Raw genomic sequence first — 19,256 nt, 5'->3', positions numbered from 1 at the left:
TTTCTAATTTCTAAACTCAATTATCGTAGATATTTCTCGAGTTATATTACTATACCCCTTTTTCTTACTTAAAGTTAATATAATTTCTATTGATTTTGTGTCTTTTAAATCTTTTACAACAGGCAATGTTCCCGTAACAGTCGTTACAGTTTTATCAACTTCAGTAGATTTTACTTGGAAGCTATCTACATTCGATGAAAGTAATGTTAAACCACTTATAGTATTAGATGTCATTATATCAGGATCTGTACTCTCACCATAATATATACTTTTATTACCCTCATCATATTTGAATATTACTTCTTTATGAACAATTGCATCACTAGAATCTATAGTAGCTATATTAAATTTAATAGCCTTAACATCACCTTCTTTTAAACTCATTAAGCTATTATTATGAAAATCATTAATATCAATAATATTGGTTGTTTCCATTCCTAAGGTAGTTATTTTATCTTCAATTTTATGCCCTTCACTTTGAAGCTGTTCTTTTACATCAGCATCAGAAAGAATTCTATTACTACTAAAAGAGAACAAATATATAACGCTTAGTATTATTGTAAAAATTGATATAGAAATAAGTACTTCTATAAGCGTCATACCTTTAACTTTCTTTTTCATAACATTCTCCTTTCTATTTTTTTACTTTCCATAGTTTCTTAACAATTGCATCCTTTATCTTATATGGTTTATTTGCATCTACTCTGTCACTTACAATGGACTCTGGTTCAGTTACAGTATCAGGTATTTCAATTATATCTTTACTTATCTTTTCATATTGTAATATTTTATCTACATATGTTCCCCCTGAAGTAAATACTTTTTCTTTTTCATCATTTTCTACCTTTAAATTTCCTTTGGCTAAAATACTCCCTGTAAAATTAACCTCACCTGTGACAATTACATCTCCAGCAGTTACTATTAAACCATTTATTCTATCCCCATTTATTTTTATATATTTACTATCCTTATATTTACTATCATCTATATCTTTTCCAACTATCACAACATCCTTTTCTTCATCTTTATTTAAAGTTATCCACATCTCTTTTTCTAATCCATCTTTATCTTTAATAGTTAAACTATTTTGATTAATTTCACTAGTTATTTTCGAAAAATCCACCAAACCATCAGTTGTAGAACCTTTAGATACTGATTTCTTTATTTCACCATTTGCAAAAACTTCAGTCTTATCATCACTTTCGTTCCAATTATAACTTCCCATTCCAAATACTTTTTCAGTATATTCTTCTTGTTTCTTTGTAACTTCTTCCTGCTTGTTTATTAAAGTATCTAAATCAGTTCCTTTTATTAACTGGCCTTTCTCATCAGTAGATTTTGTAATATAAGATGCTATGGAATAAGTATTATTCACCGGTAAACTTATAGTTCCTGGTTTATCTATAGAAAAATTTGATTCTTTTGATATATCATCATACTCTTTTATATAAGTGGCCTTATCAAAAACTGTTACTTCTTCATCTCCAATTTTATATAACAATTGCATAGAATCCTGATATTTAAACTTTGCATCACCACTTGTTAGAGGTAACGGATAACTATATGCTTTATAATTTCCTTTTACCGATACAGATTCTCCTGTCTCATAACTATTTACAAAAGCAGCTCCCCAAATATAAGCTTCATCACTTATATTTATGGTTGCGCTATTTTCATTAATAATTATGCTACTAGATAAATCTTCATTACCTCTAGTTACTACTGTCTCTTTATTAGACCCGTCATTAGTCTTAGATAATGAATAAAAATCATTAATCCCATAAAAACTTTTTATATTTACTATTGCTCCAACTGAATTTATAGCAAGATCATTTCTAAGACATAAGCTGTTAGCTTTTATTTCCCCATTTTTCGCCGCATTATCACTGGAGCATTTTTTCCCAAAATTTATATTTCCTCCATATATATCTTCTGCTATTAACTGAGCATTTGAATTAATTTGAATAGTTCTCGGTGTAATTATATTTCCTTTATTCACTGAAACTTCTGCTAATGGTGATAGATTTATTCCACCATTATATTTATTTTTTATGCCGGTATATTGATTATTACTACTTCCTTTTGCATATATATCTCCATTAATTTTTACTTTCCCTGATAAATCAATATCTCCATCTACTGCAATAACCTGTTTATAATTTTTATAATCTTTGTTATATATAGTTTGATATTTTATATTTAAATAATCAGGAATATTTATCGTATACCTGGCTTCTATAACACGTGATATTTTGTTTCCTTCACCATTTTTATTATTACATTGAAATGTAGAGGTTAATTTTATGTCAAATTGTTTATAGTATTCTATCGCTCCAACTTTTACTTTTGATCCATCAACAGCTTTAACCTTAGAGTCAACTTTAAAATTCCCCTTATCATTATCTAACTTTATATCTTTACTACTATTATTTTTAACATCAAACCATATTCTATTTTCAATATTATTTTTTAAATTTACCATTAAATAGTCACTGACGTCTTTTTTAAAAATATCATTACATTTATCATAATTTGTTTCGCCAGAAGCTTTTACTGCTTTTTCACCTTGATCAATGGCTTTTTCTATACTATTAGCAATTATATTGTAAGACAAATCTAGCCCCGACTCCGCACCATACAAATTTTCAAGTCTATTAGTTTCTCCAATCCTAGCTCTATAACCACTAAATGTCAATGATATTAAAGCTGCTCCTACTGTAGAAAGTACCATAATTACTATTATTAAAGTGACTAAAGTAGATGCCTTTTTCTTTTTCTTCATAAAACCCCCTCCTTTTATTATTTTATATTTTTTATTCCCGTATCTTTGAACACTTCATCTCCATTTTGTTTTATTATTATTTGATAATTATATGCATCTCCTACCCGTTCATCACTACTTAACATCTTTACACTATTATAGGTAGTCAATGTTTTTTCATCTGTAGATTTACAATCTATTATTATAACCTCATCAGAAGGTTCTTTTACTTCTCCTTCAAAATTAATCATAATAGGCTTTATTTCTTTATTGTTAATTTCAAATTTTATCTTATCTTTATTTTTTATAATATCATCATCAATTTGAAACTTTATATATCCAGTTTTCCCCTCGATCTTATTTCCTGCATTATCTTCAAAATCATTTTCTACATCTCTAGTTATATAAATTTTCTTTGTTTCTGTATTACTAGGATTATGGATATCTGTTATCTCTTCAAACTGTATTTCTATGTTTCCATCATTTATAATGCTTATTGTATTCCCTCTAATTAAATAACTTATGCTAGTTTCTACCCATTCTTTAGTCGTACTATCATATGTATTTTCTTTCAATCTATAATAAATGTTTCCATTAATATCTTCTTTAACTATATCAATAACAGAATCCCAATTTAAGCTGCGAGCTATATTATTAGATGGCATATCATTTCTTTTATCTAAAGTTATATCTGCCGTAAGACCATTACCTATATCTTTATTACTTACACTATAATGTCCCACACTTCCATTCAACTTTATCTCATCATGGCCTATTGATATTTCTGTAGTTGTAGGATCTATATCTATATCTGACACTTTTAATTTTTCTGATATACTTTGTGCTAATAACTTAATATCCTGTTCTTCTTCCGCATTTTTATTATTCTTTACTGATGACATAATAAGATCACTTATAGGTATTATAATAATAGTGATTATAGCCATACTTATTATTATCTCTAGCAAAGTAGCACCTTTTTTCTTTTTTATATTCATGAAAATCACCTACTTTTTATCTACATCTACACTACCCTCACTATCAATATTTACTCTTGGATTTTTATGATCATCTTCTTCAATTGTTACCTTTACTGTTTTGTTTGTATTATTTACCAATTTAATCTTTACTGAAGCCTTATCATCATCAATTCTAGAACTAGACAAAATTTTAAATCTAATTTCATCTCCACTTGGCGTAAATTCTATACCATTTCCATCATAAGCCACTGGATATGAATTATTACCTACTTTATATTTACAATAGTATTTTCCTCCATCTTCTTTTAAAACTAATTCCACATTTTCTTCTTTATTATTTGTAGAGTTTATATATGAAGTACTTCCATTATCATTACCTTTTCCTAAAACTACTGTAGGAAATGAAGATTTATATGGTTTTAACATCATTATGAAATCATTACTTTCCTTCTTATCTTCTATAACTGATGATGTGTTAAATGCTACATCTACACCACCATTATTATCATTAACTAAATTTTCTTCTTTTTCATTTTCCAAGGATGGCATAACATAAATCTCTAAATTAATTGTGCCAGAAATAATATTTCCACTAGATTCTTTTATATCTATATTTCTAATAACAATTTTCTTTCCATTCTCTTCTATAGCTTTAAGAAAATCTAATGTAGAATCTAAAGATGATTCACTAAACTCCACAACAAATTTCATTTGCTCCACCGTTGCCACAGTTTTTTTCATCTTTATATCTGTAGATTTTTTAGGCACTTCACTATTATCAGTAGATATATTAGCAGTAGTATCACCTGTTACTGATGAATCTATTTCCTTTCCTAACTTATAACTATCAGCAAATTCTTTAAGAGTACTATCTGGATTTTTTACTGTAGCCATAGGATATTCCATTTCTACTACATCTATAGGATTAAAAGTTACTACTTTTCCATTAAATTTAGTATCTTCAATAAACTTATTTAATTGAACTATTATATTTTCTTCAACAAGTTCTCTATAATATTTATCTGTAACTATAGAAATATTAGAATTTAATACTTTAAGTTGTCCTTCTTTTCTTTCTAATGATGATATCTTTGTCATAGCCTCATCATATTTTCTTTTTTCTTCTAAAGCTTGTACTTTTAATTCTTCTGACCTATTTTTTTGTTTTTCAAATACAAAGAAATAATATCCTAGTGATAGTAATAATAAAATAAATATTATTAAAAGCCTTTCTTCATTCTTATTTATTTTCATTATTATCCACCACCTTTATTACAGCCTTTATAGAAAAAGCACACTTTCCAGAATTATCTTTTATATCATTAACATGAACATCATTGAAAATCCCTAATTTTTTTAGGTTATATTGTAAAGTTGCTATATCATTTCTATTGTTAGCAGTACCTTCTATATTTACTACTCCTTCTTGAATAGATAACTTAGAATATTCCATATTTTCAGTACCACATTTTCTTATTTTTTCTATATTTTCTTTAGATACATCATCTCTTCTATCTACTGCCATAGTAACTTCACTAAGATTTGTATCATAAACCTTTAATACAGATATTTTATTTTCTACTTCTTCTACTTTTTGCAGCTTCTTTGTAACCCTATCAGAATTTAGTTGCTCATTATAATGTTTATATTTATTTTTATATCTTAAAATATTAAAAGAATTATACCCTAAAGTTATAACTATTATCACTATCCAAAGTCCTATTACTATATAGAGATATTTTGACTGCTTTATTCTTTCTTGCTTTCCACCTTTATAATCTTTAAAAAAATTAAGATCTCTCATAGTTATGCTTCCTCCTCATCTAGCCTTATAAGTGCACCAATAGCATTTACATACTTTTCTATAGAAGCTTCTCCATCTCTATTATCCTCAAAGTACACATTACTTAATTCTTTTATTCTTCTTACCTTTGTAGTAAATCTTCCAGACAAATAACTTTCTATTCCCTTAGTTTTAGAAATACCACCATAAATAAAAATTCTATCTATCTTATTTCCTATATCTTTACTTTTATAAAACTTAAAGATTCTATCTATTTCAGATGTCCATTTTTCAATAATGTCTCTAACTACAGCACTTGGGCCCTCTTCTTCTAAATCTATTAAATTCACTTCTTGAAACTTTACCCTTTCAAAAGCATTTTGAGGAATATTGCACTTATTCTTCAAAGCCTCATCAATCTCATTACCACCAAGTTTAAGAATTCTAGTAAAATCTAGTTTTTCATCTTTGTATATATTTACATTAACTGAAGCTGCCCCCATATCTATAAATGCTAAGGTATCTCCATCATTATATTCATATTCATTTATTTCTTTTGAAACTTTAACTATTTTATTTAATGAGTTAAAAGTAGCATCTAAAGCGTAGGGTTTAAACCCCAAATTTTTTATAAATTCATAATAAGTCCTTGCTACTTTTTCAGGATATGCAATAACATTAACCTTTATTTTTTCTTTTCCATCAACTTCCTCTTCACCCAATTCAATATATTGCACAATATAATTATTTAGGTTTATTGGAAGATATTCTTGTATCTCAAATTTTATTACTGTATCCATTTCACTTTTATCTACTTTAGGAATATAAATTTCCCTATTAATAATTGAAGATGAATTTGTAGTACAAATAACATCTTTTATATTTATATCATTTTCTTCTATTATTTTTTTCACCACAGATTCTAAAGCTAAAATATTTATTATAGCTCCATCTATAACAGAGCCTTCAGGAGTTTTTTCTATTATGCAATCTCTTACTACTACTTTATTTCTATAAAACCTTCCTATTAATACTTTTATAGAACTTGTACCAATATCAAATACTATAACTTCTTTATCTTTTTTTCTATTAGACTTTCCTAATGATTTAAATTTATTAATATTTATATTTTTAACTTTTTCGTTACCTATATGTAACTTATCTTTTATAGCTTCCACTTTTATCTTCACCCTCTTTCTAAAATTTTATGGATTAAAGTGTAAGGAGTTCCTTACACTTTAATCTATTAATATATTATTGTAAAATAGGATCTTGATCAGGATATGCTATATAATCATTTGTACCATCTGTAATATAAACTTCTATATCTCCATTACTTAATACTTCAACTTTGAAAAATTTATCTTTACATACACCTGTCTTACTTTTTGGTAAGCCTTGTAACATACCTTCTATTTCGGTACCATCTGTATTGGCACCTGATCCATCTAAGGTTATCCTAGATGCTGATGGTACAGATATTTTTTGATCTGCAACTAAACCACTCGCTGCATTAGCTATTGTTTTTGCAGTTGATATATCATGTTTTTGATTAGCACTTTCTCTAAATGCTGAATACTTTGGTATTGCAATTGCAGCTAATACTGCCATAATAGCCATAACTATAATAAGCTCTATAAGTGTAAACCCTTTCTTTCTTTTCTTTTTGTTAAGTACATTTTGTCTTTTCATAAAAATTCCTCCTAAATCTTTAATTTTTTATATTTGTTGATACATATCAAACATAGGTAACATAATTGCAAAAACTATAAATGCTACTACAATCCCCATAACAATTATCATCAGTGGTTCTAACATTGCAGTTCCTGAAGATACAGCCATATCTAATTCTTCATCATAAAAATCTGCAGTTTTATCTAAAATATCATCTAAAGCTCCAGACTCTTCTCCGATTTTTATCATTGATGATAACATTGGTGGAAAAAGATTATTAGCCCTTACAGGTCCATACAATCCTTCTCCTTTTACTACATCTTCACTTATTTTTATAAGTCCTTCTTCAGCAACTTTATTGTTTACTACTCCTGCTACAATTCTTATAGAATCTACAAGAGAAACACCACTAGATAATAATGTTGATAAAGTTCTTGTAAACCTTGAAACTATAATTTTTTTAATCAGTTCCCTAATGATTGGCAATTTAAGCGCAAATTTACTTACGTTGTAAGCTCCTTCTTCTGTATTTTTATAATATATAAAGCCACCAATGGTAGCAGTTAAAACTATAATAATCAATATCCAATATGATGTTATAAAACCACTAATAGCTAGTAAAGCCCTTGTTACCCAAGGTAATTTTGCACCGCTTTGCTGAAACATATCAACAAACATTGGTACTACTTTCACCATCATAATGACTAATACAATAATAGCTACTATACTTAAAATTATTGGATATATCATAGCGCTTTTAACTTTACTATTTATCTTATTTTCCTTTTCATAATACTTGGCCATTCTTAACATAATAGTATCTAATGATCCACTAGCCTCTCCCGACTCTACCATCTTTACTAAAAGATTAGGAAAAACATCACTATATTTTTTCATAGAGTTAGATAATATCTCTCCTTTTTGCACATCTTCGCTAATATTTTTCAAAGTTTCTCTAAGCTTAAAGTTACTTACTTGATTTGATAAAATATCTAAAGCTGTATTTATTGTTAGTCCAGCATCGATCATTACATAAAACTGCCTACAAAATACTGCTAAATCTTTTGTTTTAACTCTCCTTGATGTTCTTAAATTTATTTCTTTACTACCATATACTTCTTCTAGCTCTAATAAATACATACCATTAGCTGAAATCATAGAAATAACATCCTCTTTTGAGTTTCCTTCATAGCTTCCTGCTAATCTTTCTCCATGACTATTCATAGCTTTATATTTAAATTTAGTCACTATACTTCATCCCCTTGTCTATATTTCCTTCAATAAAGTTATAGATGCTAATTCACTAAAAGTTGTAATACCATCTAGTACTAATTCCATACATTGTTCTCCTAAGGTCTTCATCCCTTGACTTTTCGCTATATCCCTTAATACTCCAATATCTTTCTTCATAGCCATGGCATCCCTTAACATTCTTGACATTTCCATAATTTCGTATACACCTATTCGTCCTACATATCCAGTATCATTGCAGTAACCACAACCTCTTCCTCTATGTAAAGTAAGATTTTTTGAAGTATCTCCCAGTAATACTTTTTTCTCATATTCACTAGCTTCATAAGCTTCTTTACATTTAGGGCATATTCTTTTTACAAGTCTTTGTGCAATTATTCCAGCTATAGATGTAGATGCAAGATAAGGTTCTATACCCATATCCATAAGTCTTACTACTGATGACGGTGCATCATTAGTATGAATAGTGCTAAGAACTAAATGTCCTGTTATAGCTGCTCTTACAGCTATCTCTGCAGTTTCATCATCTCTTATTTCTCCAATCATAATTATGTCTGGATCTTGTCTTAAGATGCTTCTAAGGCCACTAGCAAAAGTTAATCCTGCTTTTGTATTTACATTTACTTGATTTATACCTTTCAATGTATATTCCACTGGATCTTCTACAGTAACGATATTTACCTTATTTGTATTTAGTTCATTTAAAATTGTATATAAAGTAGTAGATTTACCACTACCTGTTGGCCCTGTTACTAGTACTATTCCATTAGGACTAGATATTATATTATCTAACTTTTTTAAATCTTCTTCCTTCATTCCTAGCTTTTCTCTACCAATTTGATAACTATTTCTATCTAATATTCTTATAACTATCTTTTCCCCATTAACTATTGGAAGAACAGATACTCTAAGATCTACATCAATATCACCTACAGTAGTTATTATCCTTCCATCCTGTGGAATTCTTTTTTCTGCTATATTCATATTGGCTAATATCTTAATCCTTGCTACTAATGGTGATAAATTTTCTATTGGTAAAGTATTAATTAATTTTAGTTGTCCGTCTATTCTATACCTTATTCTTATTTCATTTTCATAAGGTTCTATATGAATATCCGATGCCCTCATTTCGATAGAATTCTTAAATATGTACTCTATCATTTTTACTACAGGAGCATTTTTTACATCATTAACTTCTTCTATATTTGTTTCTAAAGATTTGTTTTCTAATGTTTCTTTAAACAACTCTTCTGCTGCTTTATCAATTTGTTGATTGTTATAATATACTTCTATAAATTTTCTTATTTGCCATTTCGGCGATATATATGATTCAACATCAAATCCCGTTGCAATAGATATATCATCAATTGCAAAGATATTTGAAGGATCTGCCAACGCAACTTTAATTTTATTTTCATTAAACCCAAAAGGAATGAAATCGTACTTCTTACAAAGATTGTGAGATAACATTTTTATTGCTCTATTATCAAAATCTATTACTGTAAGATCTATCTTCTCTATTCCATTCTGTATTGATATTACATCTATAATGTCTTCTTCAGATACAATATTGCTTTCTACTAATATTTCCCCTAATTTCTTACCGGATTTCTTTTGTTTATCTAGTGCAGTAAATAATTGTTCTCTTGTGAGCTTTCCACGCTCTACTAAGATGTCTCCCATTCGCTTTTTTTCAAACATATTCAATTTTACTCCCCCCTTGCACTAAACCATAAAAATCCTATTAAAACCTTTACATTTAAAAACCAGAAAAAATTTTATATCGTTAACATATAAAATTCTAATATCTTCTCTCCCCACACCGCCGCTATTACCGTAGCTAAAGCAATATATGGACCAAATGCCATTTTACTTTGTAAGCCTTTTTTTCTCCTTATAAGAAGAATAGTAGCGACAATTCCTCCTAGTACAATAGAAAGAAACAATGTTAAAATAATTCCTTTGCTGCCTAAAAACAATCCTGAAACAGCAGCTATTTCATAATCTCCTTCTCCCATCCCCTTTGTAATGACAACTATTAAAAATATAATAATAAATCCTATAGAAAAACCTAAAATATTGTCTCCAATACCATCTCCATCTATAATTACTTTTAGAACAAGAAAAATTATTCCCCCTATTATTCCTGTTCTAATAGTAGATGTATAGACAAAAGTTGTATCATAATCTATAACTCCAATCACCAATAATAATGATGACAAAAATGCAAATTTAAAAAAATCTATAGTAAATCCAAATCTTATATATAATATTAAATACAAAATTGAATTAAAAATTTCTATAATGGGATATCTTATGGATATCTTTTCTCCACAACTCCTACATCTTCCCTTCAAAAATAAATAGCTCAGCACTGGTATTAACTCAAACCACTTAAGTACATGTCCACATTTCATACAATGCGATGATGGAGTTACTATTGACTCTTCTTTTTCAATCCTATAAATACATACATTTAAAAAGCTACCTATCACTAATCCTATGATGATTACAAAAATTGTATACATAATAAATTCGTCTCCTGTTTATTAAATATATTATTAATATATTCTTGAAATTATTCCACTATATGTATTATACCATTAAAAAGATATTTTTCCACTATATTTTTATAATTAATTAAATTTTTTCTAAAAATTTTAATAGTATTTTTTACTATTAAAATATTATTGAATAAATAAAAAAGAGTAGATTTTACAAATCTACTCTTTTAAGGAATTTATTATTCTTTTTTTATTAATACATTCCATCCATTCCCATTCCAGCTGGTCCTGCTGGTGCTGGATTCTTTTCAGGAATATCTGCTACTACACCTTCTGTTGTTAAGAATGTAGCTGAAACAGATGCAGCATTTTGAAGTGCACTTCTTGTAACCTTAGTTGGATCTACGATACCAGTCTTAACCATATCAACATAAGTTTCATTATATGCATCAAAACCTATTCCTACTTCACTGTTTCTTACCTTTTCTATAATAACTGATCCTTCAAGACCTGCGTTAGTTGCAATTTGTCTTAATGGTTCTTCTAAAGCTCTTCTTATTATGTTTATACCAACTTGAACATCGGCATTATCATCTGTTAATTTTTCTACTGATGATATAGCAGAAACATAAGCTGTTCCACCACCTGGTACTATACCTTCTTCTACCGCTGCTTTAGTAGCATTTAAAGCATCTTCTATTCTTAATTTCTTTTCTTTAAGTTCAGTTTCTGTAGCTGCACCAACTTTAATTACTGCTACTCCACCAGCAAGTTTTGCTAATCTTTCTTGTAGTTTCTCTTTATCAAAATCAGAAGTAGTTTCTTCTATTCTCATCTTTATTTGACTAATTCTATCTTTTATAGCATTCTTGTCACCTTTTCCATTAACAATTGTTGTATTGTCTTTTGTTACTTTAATACTTTCAGCAACACCTAGCATGTCTAATGTAACATCTTTTAATTCTCTTCCTACTTCTTCTGATATTACTTGACCACCAGTTAAAATAGCTATGTCTTCTAACATTTCTTTTCTTCTATCACCAAAACCAGGAGCCTTAACAGCTATACAAGTAAATGTTCCTCTTAACTTGTTTACAACAAGAGTTGCGAGAGCTTCCCCTTCTATATCTTCAGCAATAATCATTAACTTCTTTCCTGTTTGAACTATTTGTTCTAATATTGGAAGTATTTCTTGAATATTAGTGATTTTTTTATCTGTAATTAAAACATATGGATTATCAAGATCAGCTACCATCTTTTCAGTATCTGTAACCATGTATGAACTTAAATATCCTCTATCAAATTGCATTCCTTCAACTACATCAAGCTCTGTTCCCATTGACTTAGATTCTTCTATAGTTATAACACCTTCGTTACCAACCTTTTCCATAGCGTCTGAAATAAGTTTTCCTACTTCTTCATCAGCTGCTGAAATAGATGCAACCCTAGCAATATCTTCTTTACCATTAATAGGTTTTGAAATCTTCTTCAATTCCTCAACAGTAACATCTACTGCCTTCTTAATTCCTTGTCTTATAAGCATTGGATTTGCTCCAGCTGTTACATTCTTTAATCCTTCTCTTATAATTGCTTGAGCAAGTAATGTAGCTGTTGTAGTACCATCACCTGCTACATCATTAGTTTTAGTAGCTACTTCTTTAACAAGTTGAGCTCCCATATTTTCAAATGGATCTTCAAGTTCAATTTCTCTTGCAATTGAAACACCATCATTAGTTATAAGTGGTGCACCAAATTTCTTATCTAAAACAACATTTCTTCCTTTTGGTCCTAATGTTACCTTTACTGTATTTGCTAATACGTCCACGCCTCTTTGCATGGCTCTTCTTCCTTCTTCGCCTAATAATATTTCCTTAGCCATAAAATAATTCCTCCTTAAATTTTTTACTATTTATATTTCACTTCTAAAAATTATTCTTCAATAACAGCTAAAACGTCTCCTTGATTTAATACTGTATATTCTGTACCTTCAAATTTGATTTCATTGCCTGCATACTTTGGAAATAAAACTTTATCTCCAACCTTTAATTCCATTTTTACCTCTTTACCATTAACAATTCCTCCTGGTCCAACAGCAACAACTTCTGCTATTTGAGGTTTTTCTTGTGCAGTTGATGTAAGGATAATTCCTCCTTTAGTAGTTTCTTCTGCTTCTACTCTTTTAATAACAACCCTATCTCCTAGTGGTCTAAGTTTCATGTCAATTCCTCCTTTTAAAATTCTATTAATATTTAAATTCATTATGTATACATTGTTGTTAGCACTTATCCTCATCGAGTGCTAATAATATTATAATAAATAATCCAACAAAGTATTGCAACCATTTTATAGATTTTTTATTTTTCAATTTATTCCTTTAATATTGATTATCTTAATTTAAATTACCTATTCTATCATTTTCACCGTTTTACTAACTTTTTCTTTTTTTGTATTTTAAAGAAACTACTATCTATACCCTCATTTTTATTTATACTATTTTATACTTTTTATTTTAAATACGCTCTATCTATTATTACTTTAAAGATAGATTTTTATTCCAATAATCAAATATACAAATATATAATTCACAATACTAAACTAATGATATCGCACTTATAATCTAAGAAATTCTACAACAATTTCTATCATTACTGTGCAGTAAAATAGGCTCTCATAAACAAATTTTCATTTGTTATTACGACAGCCTATTCTATAAAATCACTAAATTATTATCTTATTTTCCCTAGCATAATAAAATAAATATTGTTGAGCAAATCCAGCATATTTACCAAACTTCTCTCTTGCAAATTCTCTTATTTTAGGTAAAGATACATCTGGAGCTAAATAAAAATGTTGCATAGCTCTTTTTACCCAAACATCTACGGGAAATGCTGAATATTTCTCCATACTAAAAAGCATTATACAATCGGCAACTTTAGGCCCAATGCCTGGTAACTTCTGAAGTAACTTATGACACTGATCATCATTGGCCTTCAACATTTCATCTATCATATTAACATTTAAAGTTTCCACTGTAGCTTTTATATATTTTCCTCTGAACCCAACTCCACATTCTCTAAGTTCTTCTTCAGTAGCATTCCTTAAACTATCTATAGTGGGAAAAGTATAATATATATTTCCTTTATACTCTACTTTCTCTCCCCATCTTTGTGATATTTTATCAATAGCTCTTTTTATCATAGGTATCCTATTATTTGCAGAAATAATAAAGGATATAATAAGCTCAAAAGGATCTTGCTTTATTAATCTAATTCCTTTGCCAAATTCAATAGCTTCTGCTAACAATGGATCCCTTGATAATTCTTCTTTTATCATTCCATAATCCCTATTTAAATCAAAATAGTTTATCCATATATTTTCTACTTCTTCTTTAGTAGCATTATATATGTATAAGTCTTTTTCTATTACCTTTACTTCAATAACCTTACCAAAAGCTATACCAATATAACTGTTCTCATCAGTTTCATTCCATCTAAAACATTGACCACACTCAAATATATCTCTTAAATTAAAATTTTTCACATCTTTTACTTTTATATAATCATTATGTTCTTCTATATTTCTATAATCCATATTTCACCTCATATATGAAGTGCATAGTACACACAGTGCACAATGCACAATTTATTTAATTTGCAATTTAAATTAGTTTACAATTATATTTTTCCCAACTAATCATTTCACTAAAGTAACAATCTTTAATCTTTTCACTTATTTTATTTTTCTGTATTGTGTTCAATTACAAATTACTTCTTATCTCTTTTAATATATCTAAAAACTGAAAAACTTCTTCTAAGTATTCATTATATTCATCTTTTTCTATAACTTCATAATCTTCTGATGCATATCTTCTTGTAAAATAAAAATCTTTTAAATCTCTACATAAACTTTTATATTTTTTTAATTGTGGAAAATCATTAAGATACAACACCTCTAGCAACTTTACCAAATTATGTTCCCTATTTACAATTCCATATTTTTTAGTTATTATACCTTTTATATTTTTTTCAATACATTGTTGACAATGAACTAAAACTCCATCTTCTAATCCTTCGATATCTTTAGTATTTAAAATAAATTTTTCATCCATATCAGCAAAATAAAACATATCTCTTTTAACCAATTTACCACATCCTTATATCAATTAAATCATCTAATATTTCACTTTCAAATGATGGTTTCGTTGATAACTGATAAAATCTATCTTTATCATAAATCTTCAAATCAACTTCTCTATCTAATATTAACTTTTCTATCTTATCTTCTAAAGTGTGTCTAATTTGCCTAATTTCTTTTACTGATTTATCTATACTTATTAATACTAATATATCTATATCACTGACTTTCGAATAACATCCCTTTGCTATAGAACCAAATATATATATATAAGCATCATTAAAGTCATCTAAAATAGTATTCTTTACTTTAGTTATTTCTGATTTCACTTCATCTTCTAACTTGTAGCTAACATCTTTTTTTATTTCTTTTATCATATCTATATTCCTACCCATTTACTTATTATAAACTATTTTAGATTTAATTATATCATATTATCGGAAGTAAGAAATTTTCACTATTTATATACATTATAATGCACTCCTTCATTGTCCATACTCAATAACAAGAAAACTACTTTCCGAGGATAGGCATTCTTAATCATTAACCATCAAAAAAAGAGCTTCACCCTAAAGTGAACCCCTTTATTTCTTTAAATTTCTTCACCTATTATTCTTACTTCGGTTTCAAGAGTAACATCAAATTCATCTTTAACAATTTTTTGTACATGACTAATTAAATCTAAAATGTCTTTCGCTGTAGCTTGACTTTTATTTATTATAAATCCAGAATGTTTTTCTGATACTGCTGCTCCACCAATAGTTTTTCCTTTTAAGTTACTATCTTCTATAAGTTTTCCTGCAAAATACCCTACTGGTCTTTTAAAAGTACTTCCTGCTGAAGGATATTCTAATGGTTGTTTTTCTGCTCTTCTTCCCATTAAATCATCTATAGTTTTCTTAATTTCATCATATTCTCCGTTTTTAAGATTCATTTCGCATTCTAAAGCTAGATACTGATTTTTTAATACTGCAGATGTTCTATATCCTAATTCTAATTCATCATGAGATAGTATTTTTATATTCCCATCATGGTCTAAGATAGTAACATTGCATAAAACATCCTTCATTTCTCCACCGTAAGCACCTGCATTCATAGCTACTGCTCCACCAACAGTACCTGGAATACCACATGCAAATTCTAATCCTGATAAAGAATATTTTAATGCTTCTCTAGCAGTTTTAGCTAAAGATGCTCCACATTGTACTTTAATTACATTATCCTTTATATCAATATTACTAAACTTGCTTAACTTAATAACAACGCCTCTTATTCCACCGTCTTTTACAAGAAGATTAGATCCAAACCCTATTATGAAATATGGTACCTTTCTCTCCTTACAACTTCTAATTACTTTTACTAATTCATCAACATTTTTAGGAGTTACAAATATATCTGCTGGTCCTCCTACCCTAAATGAAGTATGCTTCTTCATCGGTTCATCTAATTTAATATCTTCTTCACTTAAAATTAAATTTAGCTCCTTTGCAAAGTCCAAATAATGATTCATTTTAACACCTCAACATATATGATAACAATAAACTTAGTATACTGTAATTTTATAAATCATGCAATTTCCCTTTATTTTTCAAATGATTTATTATCTTATCATAAGTATTCATAATTAATTCTTCTGGAATTAATACTTCTTTTAATATCTCTTCACATTTTTCAAACTCACCTATTGTAGTGCAAAAATGCGAATCTGATCCCAATATTATCTTCGTTTCATATTTTTTACATAGTTCAGCTACCTTTGTACAATTATTTAAACTTCCTACTCTAGATCCTCCAAGAGACGAATTGTTTATTTCTATAATTATATCCTTTTCTTTAGCCTTTTTTACTACCTCTTCATAATTTAATGGAAAAACAGGATTACCACAATGTCCCAATATAGTTACATAAGGATTATCCATAGCTTTGATAACAGCTGTAGTATTCTCTTCTATAGTACCAGGAGATATACATACATCATGAAAAGAAATAATCATATAATCAATAGATTTTTGAACTCTAGTAGGTAAATCTATATTTCCATTATAATCAATTATATTCCCTTCTGCCCCTTTTAATACCGTTACACCTTTTATTATTCTTGGTATTACCTTTAAATTCCCAAAATAAAATAATGGCGCTCCACCCGGCATTGCTGGTGCATGATCTGATACCCCATAAACTTCTATTCCTTTTTCCTCACATGCTTCTATATTTTCTAGTAAAGTTGAATACGCATGACCACTTATTATTGTATGAGTATGTAAATCTACAGGATATTTTCTCATAAGATCACTCCTTTTTATCTATACTTAAATACTCCATTAAGCTTTTTGTACTTTTTTTATCCATAGATGGTGTAGACAAAATTTCATCATAGCTAGATTTTTTTATATTTTCTATTGATCCAAATTTAATAAGTAGATTTTTTCTTCTTCTTTCCCCTATATTGGGTACATTATCTAATACAGACTTTAAGCTTCTCTTATCTCTTAAACTTCTATGATAAGTTATAGCAAATCTATGAACTTCATCACTTATCTTTCTTATTAATCCCATAGCCGGCGACGTGGCTTTAAAAGAAATCTCTTCATTCTCATAAATCAGTCCCCTTGCAGTATGCTTATTATCTTTAACCATCCCTGCTACAGGTATATCTAAATTAAACTCTCTTAAAACATCTTTAGCTACCGATACGTGCCCCTTACCTCCATCCATTAGTATTAAGTCCGGAAATACTGTAAATTTTGTTTTATCAAATTCCACCTCTAATGAAGATAACTTTTCTAATTCTTCTAATCCCCTTTTGAATCTTCTTCTAAGCACTTCTCTCATGGATTCATAATCATTAGCTCCAATAACGGTTTTTATTTTAAACCTTCTATAATCAGAATTTTTAGCTTTTCCCTTTTCAAAAACAACCATAGCACCAACAGAATCTACCCCTTGAATATTTGATATATCATAAGCCTCGATTCTTCTCGGTATATCTTCTAAAGATAAAACCTCTGCTAAAGTTCTAAGTGCCTCTTCCCCTCGCTCCTTATCTTTTATTATTTTATCTTTAAAATCTCTAAGAGTTACAACAGCATTATTTTCTACTAAATCTAGAGTTTTCTTTTTATCTCCTTTTTGAGGTATCTTTATCCATACTTTAGATTCTCTTCTCGCCGTTAACAATTCTTCTAGTAATTCTTGATCTTCAACACTATCTACATAAATTGTTTTTGGTATAAATGCTGTGTTACCATAAAAACCTTTTATAAACTCTCCAATTAAAACAGAGTTTTCTTCTGTGGCACCATCTTCAATTATAAAATGTTCTCTTCCATTAATTTTCCCTTGTCGCATAAAAAAGATTTGAATAAGAGCATCTTTTTCATCTTTAGCTAAAGAAATAAAATCTTCATCTTCAAATCTTCCTGTTATCATTTTTTGTTTAGATATAATTTTCTCAAAGCTCATTACTTTATCTCTATACATAGCTGCTTTTTCAAACTCTAAGTTTTCCGATGCTTTAATCATATCTTCTTTTAACTCTTTTATAAGAGCTATATCTTTTCCTGATAATATATCTATTACATCATTTATCATTGTTCTATATTCTTCTTTTGTCACTTTTCCAGCACATGGTGCATTACATTTCTTTATATAATAATCGAGGCAAGGTCTTATCCCTACCTCGTTTTCTTTTATTCTAAGTCTACATTCCCTAATAGGGAATAGATTTTTTATAGTATCTACTGTTTCGTAAACAGCACTAGAATCAGTATATGGTCCAAAATACTTTGACCCATCTTTTATAATATTTCTAGTTACAAAAACTCGCGGAAAATCCTCTTGTAGAGTTACTTTTATCATAGGATAATGTTTGTCATCTTTAAGTTTTATATTATATCTAGGACTATATTTTTTAATTAAATTACATTCTAAAATTAATGCTTCAAATTCTGAGTCTGTAACAATATACTCAAATTCTTCTATATTAGAAACCATCTTCTTTACTTTCTCAGAATGATTTTTAGAGTTTTGAAAATATTGTCTAACTCTATTCTTTAGTATCTTAGCTTTACCTACATAAATAATTTCTCCTAAAGAATTTTTCATTAAATAAACTCCTGGTTTATTAGGCAGTATCTTTAATTGATGAGCTAAATCAAACATATTTCCTC

General features: G+C 28.3%; 18 protein-coding genes. All 18 read right to left on the bottom strand.

Annotation, left to right across the window (positions count from 1 at the left end):
- Positions 1-3: 3 nt before the first annotated feature.
- Positions 4-621, bottom strand: a complete 618-nt coding sequence (locus tag CM240_RS02650) for a type IV pilus modification PilV family protein (RefSeq protein WP_044036210.1) — start codon at positions 619-621, stop codon at positions 4-6.
- Positions 622-634: 13 nt separating this feature from the next.
- The gene (locus tag CM240_RS02645; protein WP_044036209.1) at positions 635-2,782 is read right to left on the bottom strand and encodes a hypothetical protein; all 2,148 of its coding nucleotides are present in this window, start codon (positions 2,780-2,782) and stop codon (positions 635-637) included.
- A 17-nt stretch (positions 2,783-2,799) separates the two neighbouring features.
- A complete protein-coding gene (locus tag CM240_RS02640) occupies positions 2,800-3,759 on the bottom strand; it encodes a prepilin-type N-terminal cleavage/methylation domain-containing protein (protein WP_044036208.1) in 960 nt (319 codons plus the stop codon).
- Positions 3,760-3,768: 9 nt separating this feature from the next.
- Positions 3,769-4,995 (bottom strand): hypothetical protein, encoded by a 1,227-nt coding sequence (locus CM240_RS02635; protein ID WP_044036207.1) that lies wholly within the window; start codon positions 4,993-4,995, stop codon positions 3,769-3,771.
- Positions 4,982-5,545 (bottom strand): PilN domain-containing protein, encoded by a 564-nt coding sequence (locus CM240_RS02630; RefSeq protein WP_044036205.1) that lies wholly within the window; start codon positions 5,543-5,545, stop codon positions 4,982-4,984. The genes CM240_RS02635 and CM240_RS02630 overlap by 14 nt, the downstream gene beginning before the upstream one ends.
- 2 nt (positions 5,546-5,547) lie before the next feature.
- Complete coding sequence (gene pilM, locus CM240_RS02625; protein WP_051483651.1) at positions 5,548-6,702, bottom strand: pilus assembly protein PilM; 1,155 nt, start codon at positions 6,700-6,702, stop codon at positions 5,548-5,550.
- A 76-nt stretch (positions 6,703-6,778) separates the two neighbouring features.
- Positions 6,779-7,216, bottom strand: a complete 438-nt coding sequence (locus CM240_RS18125) for a type II secretion system protein (protein WP_051483650.1) — start codon at positions 7,214-7,216, stop codon at positions 6,779-6,781.
- A 27-nt stretch (positions 7,217-7,243) separates the two neighbouring features.
- Positions 7,244-8,446: a type II secretion system F family protein gene (locus tag CM240_RS02615; RefSeq protein WP_044036202.1), complete on the bottom strand. Its 1,203-nt coding sequence runs from the start codon at positions 8,444-8,446 to the stop codon at positions 7,244-7,246.
- Positions 8,447-8,464: 18 nt separating this feature from the next.
- The gene (locus CM240_RS02610; RefSeq protein WP_044039678.1) at positions 8,465-10,150 is read right to left on the bottom strand and encodes a GspE/PulE family protein; all 1,686 of its coding nucleotides are present in this window, start codon (positions 10,148-10,150) and stop codon (positions 8,465-8,467) included.
- Between the two features lie 77 nt (positions 10,151-10,227).
- A complete protein-coding gene (locus CM240_RS02605) occupies positions 10,228-10,977 on the bottom strand; it encodes a prepilin peptidase (RefSeq protein ID WP_044036200.1) in 750 nt (249 codons plus the stop codon).
- 229 nt (positions 10,978-11,206) lie between these two features.
- Positions 11,207-12,832 carry a chaperonin GroEL gene (gene groL / locus CM240_RS02600; RefSeq protein ID WP_044036198.1) on the bottom strand — a complete coding sequence of 542 codons (1,626 nt, stop codon included), beginning with the start codon at positions 12,830-12,832 and terminating at the stop codon, positions 11,207-11,209.
- Positions 12,833-12,882: 50 nt separating this feature from the next.
- On the bottom strand, positions 12,883-13,170 hold the full coding sequence (gene groES, locus CM240_RS02595) for a co-chaperone GroES (RefSeq protein ID WP_044036197.1): 288 nt from the start codon (positions 13,168-13,170) through the stop codon (positions 12,883-12,885).
- Between the two features lie 501 nt (positions 13,171-13,671).
- Positions 13,672-14,544, bottom strand: a complete 873-nt coding sequence (locus tag CM240_RS02590) for a DNA-3-methyladenine glycosylase family protein (protein ID WP_044036195.1) — start codon at positions 14,542-14,544, stop codon at positions 13,672-13,674.
- Positions 14,545-14,710: 166 nt separating this feature from the next.
- Entirely contained in the window at positions 14,711-15,094 is a 384-nt protein-coding gene (locus CM240_RS02585; protein WP_044036193.1) for a HEPN domain-containing protein, read from the bottom strand.
- 1 nt (position 15,095) lies between these two features.
- Positions 15,096-15,464: a nucleotidyltransferase family protein gene (locus tag CM240_RS02580; RefSeq protein WP_051483649.1), complete on the bottom strand. Its 369-nt coding sequence runs from the start codon at positions 15,462-15,464 to the stop codon at positions 15,096-15,098.
- Between the two features lie 215 nt (positions 15,465-15,679).
- Positions 15,680-16,597, bottom strand: coding sequence for a UDP-N-acetylmuramate dehydrogenase (gene murB / locus CM240_RS02575; protein ID WP_044036192.1), 918 nt, complete (start codon positions 16,595-16,597; stop codon positions 15,680-15,682).
- A gap of 49 nt (positions 16,598-16,646) precedes the next feature.
- On the bottom strand, positions 16,647-17,372 hold the full coding sequence (locus tag CM240_RS02570; RefSeq protein ID WP_044036190.1) for a phosphatase: 726 nt from the start codon (positions 17,370-17,372) through the stop codon (positions 16,647-16,649).
- Positions 17,373-17,376: 4 nt separating this feature from the next.
- Positions 17,377-19,248, bottom strand: a complete 1,872-nt coding sequence (uvrC, locus tag CM240_RS02565; protein WP_044036188.1) for an excinuclease ABC subunit UvrC — start codon at positions 19,246-19,248, stop codon at positions 17,377-17,379.
- Positions 19,249-19,256 lie beyond the last annotated feature (8 nt).

This window comes from Clostridium bornimense (genome assembly GCF_000577895.1).
GTDB classification, from domain to species: domain Bacteria; phylum Bacillota; class Clostridia; order Clostridiales; family Clostridiaceae; genus Clostridium_AN; species Clostridium_AN bornimense.
This window is presented reverse-complemented; position numbering and strand designations above follow the sequence as displayed.

Bases quoted from the DNA above. Each gene is read 5' to 3' on its own strand.
- CM240_RS02610 (WP_044039678.1), bottom strand. From the start codon at position 10,150: ATGTTTGAAAAAAAGCGAATGGGAGACATCTTAGTAGAGCGTGGAAAG.
- CM240_RS02650 (WP_044036210.1), bottom strand. From the start codon at position 621: ATGAAAAAGAAAGTTAAAGGTATGACGCTTATAGAAGTACTTATTTCT.
- groL (WP_044036198.1), bottom strand. From the start codon at position 12,832: ATGGCTAAGGAAATATTATTAGGCGAAGAAGGAAGAAGAGCCATGCAA.
- CM240_RS02635 (WP_044036207.1), bottom strand. From the start codon at position 4,995: ATGAAAATAAATAAGAATGAAGAAAGGCTTTTAATAATATTTATTTTA.
- uvrC (WP_044036188.1), bottom strand. From the start codon at position 19,248: ATGTTTGATTTAGCTCATCAATTAAAGATACTGCCTAATAAACCAGGA.
- CM240_RS02590 (WP_044036195.1), bottom strand. From the start codon at position 14,544: ATGGATTATAGAAATATAGAAGAACATAATGATTATATAAAAGTAAAA.
- murB (WP_044036192.1), bottom strand. From the start codon at position 16,597: ATGAATCATTATTTGGACTTTGCAAAGGAGCTAAATTTAATTTTAAGT.
- CM240_RS02645 (WP_044036209.1), bottom strand. From the start codon at position 2,782: ATGAAGAAAAAGAAAAAGGCATCTACTTTAGTCACTTTAATAATAGTA.
- CM240_RS02605 (WP_044036200.1), bottom strand. From the start codon at position 10,977: ATGTATACAATTTTTGTAATCATCATAGGATTAGTGATAGGTAGCTTT.
- CM240_RS02630 (WP_044036205.1), bottom strand. From the start codon at position 5,545: ATGAGAGATCTTAATTTTTTTAAAGATTATAAAGGTGGAAAGCAAGAA.
- CM240_RS02640 (WP_044036208.1), bottom strand. From the start codon at position 3,759: ATGAATATAAAAAAGAAAAAAGGTGCTACTTTGCTAGAGATAATAATA.
- CM240_RS02580 (WP_051483649.1), bottom strand. From the start codon at position 15,464: ATGATAAAAGAAATAAAAAAAGATGTTAGCTACAAGTTAGAAGATGAA.
- groES (WP_044036197.1), bottom strand. From the start codon at position 13,170: ATGAAACTTAGACCACTAGGAGATAGGGTTGTTATTAAAAGAGTAGAA.
- CM240_RS02570 (WP_044036190.1), bottom strand. From the start codon at position 17,372: ATGAGAAAATATCCTGTAGATTTACATACTCATACAATAATAAGTGGT.
- CM240_RS18125 (WP_051483650.1), bottom strand. From the start codon at position 7,216: ATGAAAAGACAAAATGTACTTAACAAAAAGAAAAGAAAGAAAGGGTTT.